Below are 14,515 nucleotides of genomic sequence, written 5' to 3' on the forward strand. Positions count from 1 at the left end.
AACATGCGGATCCCGGGGGGCGGTCGGGGCCGGGGACAGCATCGCCGAGGTCTGTCTCCGGCACCGGCGGTGGGTCGGGGACGGCCCGACCTGCGGCTGGGTGCCGGTAGACGGAACGTCCGGCCGGGCGCCGGGCTCGCCGACCGGGTGGTCGCCCGACACACGGTGCAGACCTCGATCGCCGAATACACCCTGGTACTGAACGGCGTCGGCGAGGTCGGCTGGCGGGGGGTCGGCGACGCGCTCCGGGACGCGGTCGCCGAACTGCGGGCCATCGACCTGACCTACAGCCCGGCCCGACCGGCCAGTCTCGTCTCCCGGCTGCGCCGTGCCGAGATCTCGGCCGAGGCGTACCCGCCGCTGGCCGACATCGTCGCGCGCTGCGCGGCGATGCGGGCGGCCACGGACGGCTGGTTCGACGCCTGGGCGGTACCCGGCGGCTTCGACCCGGGCGGCCTGCTGGTCGGCTGGGCGGTGGAGCGGGCCGCCGCCCGGCTGCGGACCGCCGGAATCGAGAACTACGCCGTGGTCAGCGGTGCCGACCTGACGGTACGCGGCCACGCCCCGCACGGCGGACCGTGGCGGATCGCGGTGCACCATCCGACCGAGAACGACCGCCCGCCGATGATGCTGGAGATGACGTCGGGTGCGATCGGCACCTCCGGCGTCGCCGGCCGGCGCGACCACGTGGTGGACCCGCACACCGGAGAGCCGGCCAACCGGCTGGTCGCGGCTACGGTCGTCGGGCCCGACCTCGCGGTCGCCGACGGCTACGCGACCGCCCTGTACGCCGCCGGTCGGGCGGGCCTGGACTGGTTTCCCACGAAGGACGGCTACCGGGCACTCTTCGCCACCGCACGCCGACCTGCCTGATCAGCCGGTGGCCCGACGCCGACCTGCCTGACTAGTCGGTGGTCCCACGCCGACCTGCCTGATCAGCCGTGCCGGGGCGGCCCGGATACACCCGCCCAGACGCGATCGGCCCCCGCGAACTCGGCAACGGTCGCGGGGGCCGATCAGCGACGAGTGCGCGTGGCTCGCGCACACGGGGGTGCTGGCTACCCGGCCGGCGCGACGCCTCATCACCCGAAGACGAGCCCACGCCCAGGAACGCGCCGGGTATCCGCGTCAATACGCTATCGACCCGACGCGAGTCCTCGCAAGAGTTGCCCCTCCGCGTGTCGGCCGGTATACGGCGAACACCTCCGCTTCGGGATGGCACCCTGTTCCCCCGTGAGTTTCGATCTGATCGTATGGGCCCTCGGACCCGGCGCCTCGCCGGTCGACGTGCGGGCGGCCCACGGCCGATGCCGCCAGGGACACCACGTGGGCGGCACCCTGGAGCCACGGATCTCGTCCTTCTACCGGGCGGTCACCGCCCGCTACCCCGACCGACCAGGTCGGGGTAGCCCGTGGGCGGTGAGCCCGCTGCACGTCGCGGCGGATCACGTCGAGATGAACCTCGACGAGTCCTGTGCGGACGAGGTGCTACTCGACATCGAACGGCTGGCCGGCGTGCACGGCCTGCTGCTGCTCGACCCACAGGACGGTTCCGTCTACCCGCCACCGACTGCCGTGACGGGCTGACGAAGGACGGGGCGGCCGACCTGCGGCTCGCCCCGTCCGGAATATCAGGAGGTTTCCCTGGTCACGACTCGTCGCGCAGGTCGGCGGCGCTCGCCGCCACCGCACCGATCGACTCGGCGGCCGAGTTGAGCAGCTCCGCCGCGATCGCCGAGTCCACGGTCAGGGTCATCAGCGCCTCGCCACCGGCGGACCGCCGGGCCACCTGCATCGCCGCGATGTTGACACCCGTCTCGCCGAGAATCGAGCCGACGGTGCCGACCACACCCGGCCGGTCGGCATAGCGGAAGAACAGCAGGATCCCGTCCGCGCCGAGCTCCAGATCGAATCCGTCCACTTCGGTCAGCTTGAGCACGTCGCGGGTGCCGGTGTGCACGGCGGTGCCGGAGACCGACACGGTCCGGCCGTCCGGCAGCGCGCCGCGCACGGTGACCAGGTTCGGGTGGTCGATGGTCTCCGCGTGCGTGGTCAGGGCCACCGTGACGCCCCGGTCGGCGGCCAGCAACGGCGCGTTGACGTAGCTCACCTGCTCCTCGACCACCGAGGTGAACAGGCCCTTCGTCGCGGCCAGCTTCAGCACCGAGACATCGTTGGCGACGATCTCGCCGCGTACCTCGACGGTCACGCTGGCGGCGACCCCGCCGGCGACCGCGGTGAAGACCTTGCCCAGCTTCTCGGCCAGCGGCAGGAGCGGCCGGACGTCCTCGGCGACAACGCCACCGGCCTGGACGTTGACGGCGTCCGGCACGAACTCGCCCTGCAACGCCAGCTTGACGCTGCGGGCCACCGCCAGACCGGCCTTGTCCTGGGCCTCGGCGGTCGACGCACCCAGGTGCGGCGTCGCCACCACGTTGTCGAAGGCGAACAGCGGGGACGCCGTGCAGGGCTCCTTCGAGTACACGTCGATGCCCGCGCCGCCGACCCGTCCCTCGGCGATCGCGTCGGCCAGGGCCTGCTCGTCGACCAGCCCGCCGCGCGCCGCGTTGATGATCCGTACGCCCGGCTTGACCAGCATCAGCTCCTTCTCGCCGATCAGCCCGACCGTCTCCGGGGTCTTCGGCAGGTGGATGGAGATGAAGTCACTCTCCCGCAGCAACTCCTCCAGGCCGACCAGCCGTACCCCGAGTTGCGCCGCCCGGGCCGGCTGGACGTAGGGGTCGTACGCGATCAGCCGGGTGCCGAAGGCCGCGATCCGCTGGGCGAAGAGCACACCGATCCGGCCGAGGCCGACCACGCCGACCGTCTTGCCCTGGATCTCGATCCCGGTGTACTTGGACCGCTTCCACTCCCCCGCCTTCAGCGCCGCGCTGGCACTTGCGGTGTTCCGGGCCACCGCGAGCAGCAGCGCGAGGGCCTGCTCGGCGGCCGAGACGATGTTGGAGGTCGGTGCGTTGACCACCATCACGCCCCGGGCGGTGGCGGCCGGCACCTCGACGTTGTCCAGTCCGACCCCCGCGCGGGCGATCACCTTGAGCCGCGGCGCCGCGGCGATGGCCTCGGCATCGACCTGGGTGGCGCTGCGCACGATGACCGCGTCGGCCTCGGAGAGCGCGCTGAGCAGGGCCGGGCGGTCGGTGCCGTCGACGTGGCGTACGTCGAAGTCGTGCGCGAGCACGTCGATGGCGGCGGGAGCGAGCTCTTCAGCGATCAGTACGACGGGAGTCATTGGTCCTCGTATGTGTCGGCCGGGCGAGGTCTGCGGCCACGTGGGCGCCGCTCTGCGTCCCGCGCTCCGCCAAACGGGTGAGTCCCTACGGTGCGGACGCACCTATCTGCCGATCGTAGGCGTCGTGCTGCACACGGTGGCCCACAGCCCCGCGTGAGTGCCCTCACAAGCCCGTCCGGCATCTGCCGGACGGGCCCACGTGCCCGACCTGGCCGGTGGAAACGCCCGCTCCGGCGGCGCACCGACGTGGCCGGACTCACCCCGGCACGGCTTACGCCGAGGTGACCACCTCCGGTGCGGACAACCCGGGCAGGACCTGGCGTGGCCGCAACTGGGTCACCCACGCCGCGGGGCCGATCTGGCGGAAGGTCCCGGCCTCGGTCCCCAGTACGTCCCGCAGCAGGTCCAGTTCGAGCGAGCCGACCGGCGGATAGATCCGCTCCCGGGGCGGCTCCTCCCCCGGCGCGAGCGCTCCCTGGGCGACCATGAAGTCCACGATCGCCTGCCGGACCGGCGGAAGCGAGACCGGCGAGTGGTAGAGCACGTTGAGGGCCTGCATCCGCATGCCCTGGACGTGGTCCTCACCCTTGTTGTCGTGGAAGTGCGGGTTCCGGGTCTCGATCTGCAACACCGGCACCGAACTCGCCATCACCTCGGGATGGGCGCTCTCGAGCACACCGCCGAACTGCTCGAACAACTCCACGAACTCGAACGGCTCCACGGCGAACCCGCCGGCGAGCCGCATCCGCAACCCCAGGTCCAGGCTGAGCGCGTGTTCACCGGCATTGCCGGTGGCGATCACCTCGGTACCGAAGCCGGAATACTCGGCGACCAGTCGGTTCAGGAACTCGTTCGTGATCTCCGAGCTGCGGCCCCGGCGGCTGAAGAAGAGTCGGCCGTCCCGCAGCTTCGGTTTCGAGTGCCAGGAGATCCGGACCATCGCGTACGGGTTGGCCGCGAGGTGCAGGCCCGCGGCGTAGACCTTGACGTACTCGTGCACGGCACCCGGTACGTAATTGTCCGCGTCGATATATCCGACGTACTTCCGGCCGGTCAGCGCGGCGACCGCCATGCCGATCAGCATCGCCTCGCCCTTACCGGCCCGGACGAGTCCGTCGTCGTCGATCAACTCCGGCATGCCGGCCGCCTTGAACGCGGCGGCCACCCCCGGATCCCGCTGGTGCAGCACGATCGCCGGCCGTTCGGCCGCCCGGCAGTACTGCTCCAGCGTCTGCACCTCGATCTCGTAACGGTCGACCGGATGTCGGGCGCTGTTCGAGACGAGCACGATCAAACAATCATGAGGAATCCCCGAGAGCACGCCTTCGATTACTCTGCGTGTCTCGTTCATGCAGGGAATGACGATGACCATTTGCCGCTCGATCGCGCGCATCGCCTCGTGCGAGACGATGCCTTCGCCGGTCGTCCCCGTGGCATCTCCCGAGTCCAGCTGTATGACCCGCTGAAGTTCGTGGATGCGAACGGCGCCGAAACGCTCGGTGCGGTGCGTTTGCTCCAGACGCATGCGGCGACAGTACCCGAGCGGACGCATTAACCGCCCGTAACTGCCGACCATTTCCTGATGCCAACAGTTCAGGTACCCATTGGACCCCGAATAGCAATGATCCAGTAACGAGCCAGGTCAAGTTGCGGTAACCAGGTGGATCATCCGCTGTCGTACGCGGCGCCCCCCGGTGTCGGCACGGTCACCGACCCCGGGGGGCGCGTCGCGACGAAGAGGATCAGGCCGTCTCGGTGATCGGCCGGTCGACCCAGCTCATCATCCCGCGCAGCTTCTTGCCGGTCTCCTCGATCGGGTGCGCCGCACCCTCCGCCCGCCACTTGGTGAAGTTGGGGCGGCCCGCGTCGTCCTCGCCGATCCACTCCCGGGCGAACTCGCCGGACTGGATCTCCGACAGGATCTTGCGCATCTCGTCCTTGACCCGGGCGTCGACCACCCGCGGGCCCCGCGAGTAGTCGCCGTACTCGGCGGTGTCGGAGACGCTGTAACGCATCCGGGCAATGCCGCCCTCGTACATCAGGTCGACGATGAGCTTCAGCTCGTGCAGGCACTCGAAGTACGCGACCTCCGGGGCGTAACCCGCCTCGGTCAGCACCTCGAACCCGGTCTGCACCAGCGCCGACGCGCCGCCACAGAGCACCGCCTGCTCGCCGAACAGGTCGGTCTCGGTCTCCTCCTTGAAGGTGGTCCGGATCACTCCGGCCCGGGTCCCACCGATCGCCTTGGCGTAGGCCAGGGCGAGCGGGAAGGCCGTACCGGTGGCGTCCTGCTCCACCGCGACCAGGCAGGGCACGCCCTTGCCGTCGACGTACTGCCGGCGGACCAGGTGACCCGGGCCCTTCGGCGCGACCATCGCCACGTCGACGTCGTCCGGCGGCGTGATGAAGCCGTACCGGATGTTGAGGCCGTGGCCGAACAGCAGCGCCTTGCCGGCGGTCAGGTTCGGCGCGATGGCCTCGGCGTAGAGGGACCGCTGCGCGGTGTCCGGCGCCAACACCATGATCACGTCGGCCTCGGCCGACGCCTCGGCCGGGCTGAGCACCCGCAGGCCCTGCTCCTGGGCCTTGGCCCGGCTCTTCGACCCCTCCGGAAGACCGATCACCACGTCGACCCCCGAGTCGCGCAGCGACAGCGCGTGGGCGTGGCCCTGGCTGCCGTACCCGAGCACCGCGACCTTCTTGCTCTGGATGAGCGCCAGGTCGGCATCGTCGTCGTAGAACACCTCAGCGGTCATGACTTTCCTCTCCTGCGGCGGCCCGAGGCGGGCCCGCCGTTGTCATTCGTTACGCGGGGACAGCCCTGCTCAGGCGGCCCGCAGTGCCGAGCCGGTGGTGATCGAGCGGGAACCCCGTCCGATGGCCACCAGTCCCGACTGCACCATTTCCTTGATTCCGAACGGTTCGAGGTCGCGCAGCAGCGCTTCCAGCTTGTCAGCGGTACCGGTCGCCTCGATCGTGAGGGTGTCCGGCGCGACGTCGACGACCCGGGCCCGGAACAGGTTCACCGTCTCCAGCACCTGGGCCCGCTGGGCCCGGTCGGCCCGGACCTTGACCAGCACCAGTTCGCGGGCCACCGAGACGCCCGGATCCAGCTCGACGATCTTCAACACGTTGACCAGCTTGTTGAGCTGCTTGGTGACCTGCTCCAGCGGTGAGGAGTCGGCGTTGACCACGATGGTGATCCGGGAGACCTCGGGGTTCTCGGTCTCGCCGACGGCCAACGAGTTGATATTGAATCCACGGCGGGAGAACAGCCCGCCCACCCGGGCCAGGACGCCGGGCTTGTTCTCCACCAGCACCGAAAGCGTGTGCTTGCTCATGTCTGCGGCCTCACAGGTCGTCGTCGTCGAAGGCCGGGCGGACTCCCCGGGCGAACATGATCTCGTCGTTGCTGGTGCCGGCCGCCACCATCGGCCACACCATGGCGTCCTTGCCGACCACGAAGTCGACCACCACCGGGGCGTCGTTGATCGCCATCGCGGCCTCGATGGTCCGGTCCACGTCGGCCGCGCTCTCACAGCGCAGGCCGATGCAGCCCAGCGCCTCGGCGAGCTTCACGAAGTCGGGGATCCGATGCTTGTGGGTGCCCAGCTCGGTGTTCGAGTAGCGCTCGCCGTAGAACAGTGTCTGCCACTGCCGGACCATGCCGAGGTTTCCGTTGTTGATCACCGCGATCTTGACCGGGATGCCCTCCAGCGCGCAGGTCGCCAACTCCTGGTTGGTCATCTGGAAGCAGCCGTCACCGTCGACCGCCCAGACCGTGGCGTCGGGCCTGCCGACCTTCGCTCCCATCGCCGCCGGCACGGCGTAGCCCATCGTGCCCAGCCCACCGGAGTTGAGCCAGGTGTACGGCTTCTCGTACGAGATGAACTGGGAGGCCCACATCTGGTGCTGGCCGACCCCGGCGACGTACACGGCGTCCGGCCCGACGATCTCGCCCAGCCGCTTGATCACGTACTGCGGGGCGAGGGTGCCGTCGGTCGGCTCGTCGTAGCCGAGCGGATAGCGGTCCCGCAGGTCGTCGAGCTGCGACCACCACTCGGTCCGGTCGATCCCGGTCCCGGACTGGCCCGCCGCGGTGGCCCGGACCGCCTCGATCAGCTCGTCGATCACGTACCGGGCGTCGCCGACGATCGGCACGTCGGCGGTGCGGTTCTTACCGATCTCCGCCGGGTCGATGTCGGCGTGCACGATCGCCGCGCCCGGGGCGAACGAGTCCAGCTTGCCGGTCACCCGGTCGTCGAACCGGGCGCCCAGGGCGACGATCAGATCCGCCTTCTGCAGGCCGTAGACGGCGGCCACCGTGCCGTGCATGCCCGGCATGCCCAGGTGCTGCGGGTGCGAGTCCGGGAAGGCGCCCCGGGCCATCAGGGTGGTCACCACCGGGATGCCGGTCAGCTCCGCCAGTTTGCGCAGCCCCTCGGTGGCACCGGCCTTGAGCACCCCGCCGCCGACGTAGAGCACCGGCCGCCGGGCCGTGCTCATCAGCCGGGCCGCCTCCCGGATCTGCTTGCCGTGCGGATGCAGGGTCGGCCGGTAGCCGGGCAGGTCCAGGGTGGGCGGCCAACTGAAGGTGGTCTGCGCCTGGAGGACGTCCTTGGGGATGTCCACCAGCACCGGGCCGGGCCGACCGGTCGACGCCAGGTGGAACGCCTCGGCAAGGATCTGCGGGATCTCCTCCGGCGTCTGGACCAGGAAGTTGTGCTTGGTGATCGGCAGCGTGATGCCCTGGATGTCCGCCTCCTGGAAGGCGTCCGTGCCGATCGCCGGCCGGGCCACCTGACCGGTGATCGCCACCATCGGCACCGAGTCCATGTACGCGTCGGCGATCGGCGTGACCAGGTTGGTGGCGCCCGGACCGGAGGTGGCGATGCAGACCCCGACCCGGCCGGTGGCCTGGGCGTACCCCGTCGCGGCGTGCCCCGCGCCCTGCTCGTGGCGGACCAGGATGTGCCGCACCGACGAGTCGTAGAGCGGGTCGTACGCCGGCAGGATCGCCCCACCGGGAATGCCGAACGCGACCTCGACCCCGAGCGCCTCCAGCGACTTGACCAGCGAGCCGGCGCCGGAGACCTGGACCGGCGCTACCACCTGACCGCTCGCGGCGACGGCGCGGGCCGGCGCCTCACCGAGCGGACCGGTCGCCTCACCGGACACCGGGGCGCCCGGCCGGAGTCGGCGGGGGTACTGGTCGGAGGAGGGGTCGTTGACACCCTCGGCAGCAGCGGGCCGGTGCCGGCGCGCACTGTTGGCCAGGGTCTCTGGTGTGGGTCTCGTCATGGCTATTCAGGCCTTCGGCTCGGAGCAGTGTTCTTTTCCAGGTATGGGGGCGGTGCGGATGGGGCCTCGCCTCGGGAGGCGGGCAACTCCGTCCGGCGTGGCCGGATCCGCACGAGCCGGCAGGTCCGGTACGCCAGCGAAGGTGGCCCGCCCTGCCAACGAAGTACGTGGCCAATAAAAACGGCCCACGTGCTGATGCACGGGGCCTGCGCACTCTCGAGGTCGAGAGTGCGCTCAGATAAGTACTCGGAAGGACCTGGTCGACGACATGCGGCTAAGCCTGACGCATCTCACGCGATGAGTCAACTGATCCCGCATTCTGGACGGACTCCGCGTCCGGCCTGGGCTTCTTCCGGTTTCCGGACGGGCGGTTGTCGGACGTCGCCCCGGCCTCGTTGGGGCCGTTGCCCGCTGTCTGGGCGGCCGGCGGACGGGCGTCGACCGGGGTCCGTGGTGCCGGCAGGCGGGGTCGCGACGTGGTCGGGGAACCCGGCGGCGCGGACCGGGCCTCGGGTGGGCTGGCCGCCTCCAGCATCGCCTCCAGATGTTCGGCCGGTACCCCCCAGCCGAAGAGCTGTCCCTGCCCGAACCGGCATCCGGCCTCGACCACGGCCGCCAGTTCGATGGGGTTGGTCACGCCCTCGGCGATCACCTCCAGGCCGAGCTGATGGCCGAGCCGCATCACCACGTCGACCATCGGGGCGAAGGCCCGGCCACCCGGACCCGACGACCGGACCGGCTCCGGCTCGGCGACCAGGCTGTGATCGATCTTGAGGATGTCGATCGGCAACCGGCGGAGCTGCCCCAGGGAGGAGTACCCGGCGCCGAAGTCGTCCAGGGCGATCCGTACCCCGGTCAGCCGCAACGCCCGCAGCCGCCGGATCAGTTCGTCCAGGTCGGTCGCCACCGCGTGTTCGGTGACCTCGAGCACCAGCCGCTGCGGTGGCACCCGGTGCGCCCGCAGCGCCTCGGCGACCTGGACGACGTACTCGGGGGCGTGCAGTTCACGGGGGGACACGTTGACCGAGACCCAGACGTCGTGGCCGTCGGCGAGCCAGATGGAGAGCTGGTGACACGCCCGGTGCAGTACCCAGGCACCGAGCTTGGCAATCATCCCGCACTCCTCGGCGAGCGGGATGAACTCGTCCGGGCCGACGTTGCCCAGCTCCGGATGGTGCCAGCGGAGCAGCGCCTCCGCGCCGACCGGCCGGACCGAGGGCACCGACACGACCGGCTGGAACGCCAGGTGCAGCTCGTCGCGCTCGATCGCCCCGCGCAGCTCGTGCTCCAGCGTGGTGCGCCGGCGCAGCAGCCGGTCGTAGGCCACGTCGTACCGTTCGACGCGGTTCTTCCCCCGCTGCTTGGCGTAGCGCAGGGCCAGATCCGCGTTGCGGAGCAAGGTCTCCACGTCCGCCGCGTCGGTGTGCTCGGCGGCACCGACGCCGGCCGACCCGGCGACGCCGACCGACCCGGCGACCCCGACGCCTGTCGACTCGGCGACCCCGATGCTGACCGACAGGAAGACCGACCCGGCCTCGTGCCGGTACGCCGACCCGACGACGCCGAGCAGCCGCTCGGCGATCCGCTGGGCCTCCGCCGGACGGGCCCGCATCAGCACCGCGAACTCGTCGCCGCCGAGCCGGGCGGCCAGGTCACCGGGGCGGAGGTTGCTCCGCAGCCGCCGGCCCACCTCGATCAGCACCGCGTCGCCGACGTCGTGCCCCCGCATGTCGTTGACGTTCTTGAAGCCGTCGAGATCCAGCCCGAGCAGGACCCAGGGCGTGTCCGAGGCCGTCTCCTGGTGCACGGCCCGTAACAGCCCCCGACGGTTGGCCAGCCCGGTCAACGGATCGGTGTGGGCCAGCTCCCGGAAGTGCGCCTCCCGCTCGGCGAGCCGGCTGGCGTAGCCGCGCACGTCGTTCAACGCCAGGTACTGCCGGGCCACCAGGCCGAAACCCTCGACGATGCCGGCCATCACCGCGAAGATCGTGAACGTGCCGCCGATCACGAGGTGGTAGACGGCGGAGACGGCCATCGCCATCATCGGCAGGAAGGCGTACGCCGTGCCGCGTCGGATGACGTCCGCGTCCGGCCCGCCCGTCGTCTCCGTTCCCTGGCTGGCCCGGGCGACCACCAGCAGACCGCACGGCAGCAGCACCGCGCCGAGCAGCGCCACGGCGGGGCCTACCTGGCAGACCCCGGCGGCGATGGCCAGCCCGCACCCGGTCACCAGGGTCACCCCGCCACCGGCCAGCAGCAGGCCGTGTCCCGGCGACCGCGAACGCGCCCCGACGATGAAGGTGAGCCCGGCCGCCAGCGCCGTGGTGACGGTGGCCACCAGGATCGCCAGGCAACCGCCGGAGGCGAACTCGCCGAGCAGCCGGGTCGGTTCGGCGACCAGCACCCAGCCGACGAACCACAGCGCCGCGCCGATCACCAGCCCGTCCAACACGAGCCGGAGCGCCGCGGCGCCGGTCTCGGCGGCACCGGGCAACCGGAGCAGACCGGCGCAGAGCAGCACCCCGCTCACCGCCGTGCCGACGGAGACCAGGGTCGCCAGTCCGGTCCGCTGGGCCTGCTGATGACTCCAGTGCTCGGCCATCGTGAGGATCGCGACCAGCCCGATGCCGGAACTGACGGCCGCCAGCGCACCGCCCACCGCGAGTAGCCAGAGACCCACCCGGCGGGCGCCCGTGTGGCGCTGGGCGGAGAACGCCAGCATGACCGGCCCGCAGCAGGACGCGAGGCCGGTCGCCACCGCGAGGGCCGGTACGCCGGAGGCGAGTTGCACGCATTCACTCTGCCGGATCGATCGCACTCCATGGGCCCCGTGCGCCTGATCCGCGATCTGGGGCACAGACCCCCCATTCGGGCATCGTCGGCGCGATCGGGGCGTTCGGTCGACGCCTCCCGACGCCACCGGCGTCCCGCTTGCTGGACGGCCCGGACCGGCACAACGGCGGAACGGCGGGCGTAGTGCCACACTTGTCGAATGCCTGACCTGCGGTCAAAGACCTCCACGCATGGCCGGACGATGGCCGGCGCCCGCGCGCTGTGGCGGGCCACCGGGATGACCGACGACGACTTCGGCAAGCCCATCGTCGCCATCGCGAACAGCTTCACGCAGTTCGTGCCCGGTCACGTACACCTCAAGGATCTCGGCGGCCTGGTCGCCGACTCGATCGCCGAGGCCGGCGGCATCGGCCGGGAGTTCAACACGATCGCGGTGGACGACGGGATCGCGATGGGCCACGGCGGGATGCTCTACTCCCTGCCGAGCCGGGAACTCATCGCCGACGCCGTGGAGTACATGGTCAACGCGCACTGCGCCGACGCCCTCGTCTGCATCTCCAACTGCGACAAGATCACGCCGGGCATGCTGCTCGCCGCGCTGCGGCTGAACATCCCGACGGTCTTCGTCTCCGGCGGCCCGATGGAGGCCGGCAAGACGGTGGCGATCGAGGGCATCGTGCACGACAAGATCGACCTGATCGACGCGATGATCGCCTCGTCGAACGACGCGGTCACCGACGACCAGCTCGGTGAGATCGAGCGCTCCGCCTGCCCGACCTGCGGCTCCTGCTCCGGCATGTTCACCGCCAACTCGATGAACTGCCTGACCGAGGCGATCGGCCTCGCACTGCCCGGCAACGGCTCGGTACTGGCCACCCACGCCAGCCGTAAGGCACTCTTCGAGCGGGCCGGCAAGGTGGTCGTCGACATCGCCAAGCAGTGGTACGACGGCGACGACGCCTCGGTGCTGCCCCGCGCGATCGCCTCCCGGGCCGCGTTCGAGAACGCGGTCGCCCTGGACGTGGCGATGGGCGGGTCCACGAACACCGTGCTGCACCTGCTGGCCGCCGCCCGGGAGGCCGACCTGGACTTCGGGGTCGCCGACATCGACGAGATCTCCCGGCGGGTGCCCTGCCTGGCCAAGGTCGCGCCGAACTCCCCGAAGTACCACATGGAGGACGTGCACCGGGCCGGCGGCATCCCGGCCATCCTCGGCGAACTCGACCGGGCCGGCCTGCTGCGTCGGGACGTCCGCTCGGTGCACTCCCCGGACCTGGACGGTTGGCTGGCCGACTGGGACATCCGCAGCGGCGCGGCGACGCCGGAGGCGGTCGAACTGTTCCACGCCGCTCCCGGTGGCGTCCGCACCACCCAGCCCTTCTCCACCAGCAACCGCTGGTCCAAACTGGACACCGATCCGGTCGACGGCTGCATTCGGGACAAGGCGCACGCTTACACCGTCGACGGCGGGTTGGCCATCCTGCACGGCAACCTCGCCCCGGACGGCGCCGTGGTCAAGACGGCCGGGGTGTCGGCCGACCGCCTCACCTTCCGCGGCCCGGCCAAGGTCTACGAGTCACAGGAGGCGGCCGTCGACGCGATCCTCGGCAAGCAGATCGTCGCCGGGGACGTCGTGGTGATCCGGTACGAGGGCCCGAAGGGCGGACCCGGGATGCAGGAGATGCTCTATCCCACCTCGTTCCTCAAGGGACGCGGCCTCGGCAAGGACTGCGCCCTCATCACCGACGGCCGGTTCTCCGGCGGCACCTCGGGGCTCTCCATCGGACACGTCTCCCCCGAGGCGGCCGGTGGTGGGCTCATCGCGCTGGTCGAGTCCGGCGACGAGATCGTCATCGACATCCCCACCCGCACCCTGGAACTGGCGGTGGCACCCGACATCCTGGAAGCCCGCCGCATCGCGCAAGAGAAGCGTGACCGGCCCTACACCCCGCTCGACCGCCAGCGTCCCGTCTCCGCGGCCCTCCGGGCGTACGCCTCGATGGCCACCTCGGCCAGCGACGGCGCCTACCGCCGCGTCCCCGACTGAGGTGTAAGGAAGGGCCCCTTCTTATCGTTTTCTGTAGAAGAAGGGGCCCTTCCTAACGCCTGGGGTCGTCGAGCAGGCGGTCGCGGACCGACGAGGGCAGTACGCCGCCGTCGGGGTGACGGGTCAGCTTTCCCCGGGTGACCAGGTCGTGGACGCCCTGTCGGGTGATCCCGAGCATCGCCCCCGCCACCGCGTACGACACCGATTCGGCGGCGGGATGCCCGACCCGCCGGACGATGATCTGAGCCAGCGGGCTGCGCCACCAGTCGACCGGGGGCTCGAACGGGCCGTCTCCGGGATAGAGCGTCGAGGCGATCCGCATGGCCGTGCCGAGCGCTTCCCGGTCGTCGCCGTTCACCAGCCGGTACGCCCAGTTCCCGGCGCGGACCCGGACGATCGTCCGCAGTGCGTCGACCGCGTCGTGCCCGAGCCGGCGCCCCCGACCGGGCGCTCCCGGCAGCGCTGCGGGTACCCGTCGTCGCGGCGGGTCCGGCCGGTCAGTCGGTGGGCCCGACGGGATTGAGCAGAGCCGTGAGGACGCCGTCCACCCGATCGAGCACCGATCCGGCGGCCGCATCACCGGCGAACGCGGCCTCCATCACCCCGTGCAGGCCGTGCAGGAGGAACTCGACCGTGAACGCGGGGTCGTCGACGGCCAGCTCGCCCGCGTCCACGCCCTCACGCACCAGCTTCAGCAGGCTCGTTCTGATCGGACCGAGTTCGTCGCGCTCCTCGATTCCGACCTCGTGGAACAGCAGGGCCACCAGCGATGCGTTCGCCATCCCGAACCCGAACATGCCGGCGACGAACCGACGTACCCGGTCCAGCGCGGATGTGGCGGGCGAGGCCGACACCGCGTCCGCACCGGCGGCCAGGATCTGCTCGTTGCACCGGTTGCGCAGCGCGGTGAACACCTGGGCCTTCGAGCCGAAGTACTCGTAGACGGTGCCCTTGCCCAGACCGGCCTCGGCGGCGATGCCGTCGATCGTCGCGTCGGGGCCCTCCCGTAACAGCACCCGAGCCGCCGCGTCCAGGATCTGCGCTGGTCGCTCGGCCGGTGCCCGGGGCGCGCGGGAGCGTTTCGTCGTCGGTCTGGTGCCGCTCATATCGCCGGAGCCTAGCGC

11 protein-coding genes are annotated in these 14,515 nt (G+C 70.9%); 3 read left to right on the forward strand and 8 right to left on the reverse strand.

What is annotated here, in order from left to right; genetic code table 11:
- Nucleotides 1-3 precede the first annotated feature (3 nt).
- Nucleotides 4-873, forward strand: coding sequence for an FAD:protein FMN transferase (locus I0C86_RS23130; protein WP_196203434.1), 870 nt, complete (start codon nucleotides 4-6; stop codon nucleotides 871-873).
- A gap of 360 nt (nucleotides 874-1,233) precedes the next feature.
- On the forward strand, nucleotides 1,234-1,587 hold the full coding sequence (locus I0C86_RS23135; protein WP_196203378.1) for a hypothetical protein: 354 nt from the start codon (nucleotides 1,234-1,236) through the stop codon (nucleotides 1,585-1,587).
- A gap of 61 nt (nucleotides 1,588-1,648) precedes the next feature.
- On the opposite strand, the gene serA is transcribed toward I0C86_RS23135, so the two are convergent.
- The 6 genes from serA to I0C86_RS23165 form a co-directional block, all read right to left on the reverse strand.
- Nucleotides 1,649-3,250, reverse strand: coding sequence for a phosphoglycerate dehydrogenase (serA, locus tag I0C86_RS23140; RefSeq protein ID WP_196203379.1), 1,602 nt, complete (start codon nucleotides 3,248-3,250; stop codon nucleotides 1,649-1,651).
- A gap of 271 nt (nucleotides 3,251-3,521) precedes the next feature.
- Nucleotides 3,522-4,826 (reverse strand): mannosyl-3-phosphoglycerate synthase, encoded by a 1,305-nt coding sequence (mpgS, locus tag I0C86_RS23145; protein WP_323373797.1) that lies wholly within the window; start codon nucleotides 4,824-4,826, stop codon nucleotides 3,522-3,524.
- Between the two features lie 166 nt (nucleotides 4,827-4,992).
- The gene (gene ilvC, locus I0C86_RS23150) at nucleotides 4,993-6,006 is read right to left on the reverse strand and encodes a ketol-acid reductoisomerase (RefSeq protein WP_196203381.1); all 1,014 of its coding nucleotides are present in this window, start codon (nucleotides 6,004-6,006) and stop codon (nucleotides 4,993-4,995) included.
- 69 nt (nucleotides 6,007-6,075) lie between these two features.
- The gene (ilvN, locus tag I0C86_RS23155; protein WP_196203382.1) at nucleotides 6,076-6,591 is read right to left on the reverse strand and encodes an acetolactate synthase small subunit; all 516 of its coding nucleotides are present in this window, start codon (nucleotides 6,589-6,591) and stop codon (nucleotides 6,076-6,078) included.
- A 10-nt stretch (nucleotides 6,592-6,601) separates the two neighbouring features.
- A complete protein-coding gene (locus I0C86_RS23160; protein ID WP_196203383.1) occupies nucleotides 6,602-8,551 on the reverse strand; it encodes an acetolactate synthase large subunit in 1,950 nt (649 codons plus the stop codon).
- Nucleotides 8,552-8,825: 274 nt separating this feature from the next.
- Nucleotides 8,826-11,273, reverse strand: coding sequence for a putative bifunctional diguanylate cyclase/phosphodiesterase (locus I0C86_RS23165; RefSeq protein WP_196203435.1), 2,448 nt, complete (start codon nucleotides 11,271-11,273; stop codon nucleotides 8,826-8,828).
- A gap of 270 nt (nucleotides 11,274-11,543) precedes the next feature.
- Here I0C86_RS23165 and ilvD point away from each other — a divergent pair, with 270 nt between their 5' ends.
- On the forward strand, nucleotides 11,544-13,391 hold the full coding sequence (gene ilvD / locus I0C86_RS23170; RefSeq protein WP_196203384.1) for a dihydroxy-acid dehydratase: 1,848 nt from the start codon (nucleotides 11,544-11,546) through the stop codon (nucleotides 13,389-13,391).
- Between the two features lie 52 nt (nucleotides 13,392-13,443).
- Here the strand turns inward: ilvD and I0C86_RS23175 are convergent, their stop codons facing one another.
- Complete coding sequence (locus I0C86_RS23175) at nucleotides 13,444-13,749, reverse strand: hypothetical protein (protein ID WP_196203385.1); 306 nt, start codon at nucleotides 13,747-13,749, stop codon at nucleotides 13,444-13,446.
- 139 nt (nucleotides 13,750-13,888) lie between these two features.
- Complete coding sequence (locus I0C86_RS23180) at nucleotides 13,889-14,497, reverse strand: TetR/AcrR family transcriptional regulator (RefSeq protein ID WP_196203386.1); 609 nt, start codon at nucleotides 14,495-14,497, stop codon at nucleotides 13,889-13,891.
- Between the last annotated feature and the right edge of the window lie 18 nt (nucleotides 14,498-14,515).

This window comes from Plantactinospora alkalitolerans, from assembly GCF_015690345.1.
Classification (GTDB): domain Bacteria; phylum Actinomycetota; class Actinomycetes; order Mycobacteriales; family Micromonosporaceae; genus Plantactinospora; species Plantactinospora alkalitolerans.

Coding starts and splice junctions, on each gene's coding strand:
- mpgS (WP_323373797.1), bottom strand. CDS start 4,826: ATGGTCGGCAGTTACGGGCGGTTAATGCGTCCGCTCGGGTACTGTCGC.
- I0C86_RS23180 (WP_196203386.1), bottom strand. CDS start 14,497: ATGAGCGGCACCAGACCGACGACGAAACGCTCCCGCGCGCCCCGGGCA.
- I0C86_RS23130 (WP_196203434.1), top strand. CDS start 4: ATGCGGATCCCGGGGGGCGGTCGGGGCCGGGGACAGCATCGCCGAGGT.
- I0C86_RS23165 (WP_196203435.1), bottom strand. CDS start 11,273: ATGCTGGCGTTCTCCGCCCAGCGCCACACGGGCGCCCGCCGGGTGGGT.
- I0C86_RS23160 (WP_196203383.1), bottom strand. CDS start 8,551: ATGACGAGACCCACACCAGAGACCCTGGCCAACAGTGCGCGCCGGCAC.
- ilvN (WP_196203382.1), bottom strand. CDS start 6,591: ATGAGCAAGCACACGCTTTCGGTGCTGGTGGAGAACAAGCCCGGCGTC.
- serA (WP_196203379.1), bottom strand. CDS start 3,250: ATGACTCCCGTCGTACTGATCGCTGAAGAGCTCGCTCCCGCCGCCATC.
- ilvD (WP_196203384.1), top strand. CDS start 11,544: ATGCCTGACCTGCGGTCAAAGACCTCCACGCATGGCCGGACGATGGCC.
- ilvC (WP_196203381.1), bottom strand. CDS start 6,006: ATGACCGCTGAGGTGTTCTACGACGACGATGCCGACCTGGCGCTCATC.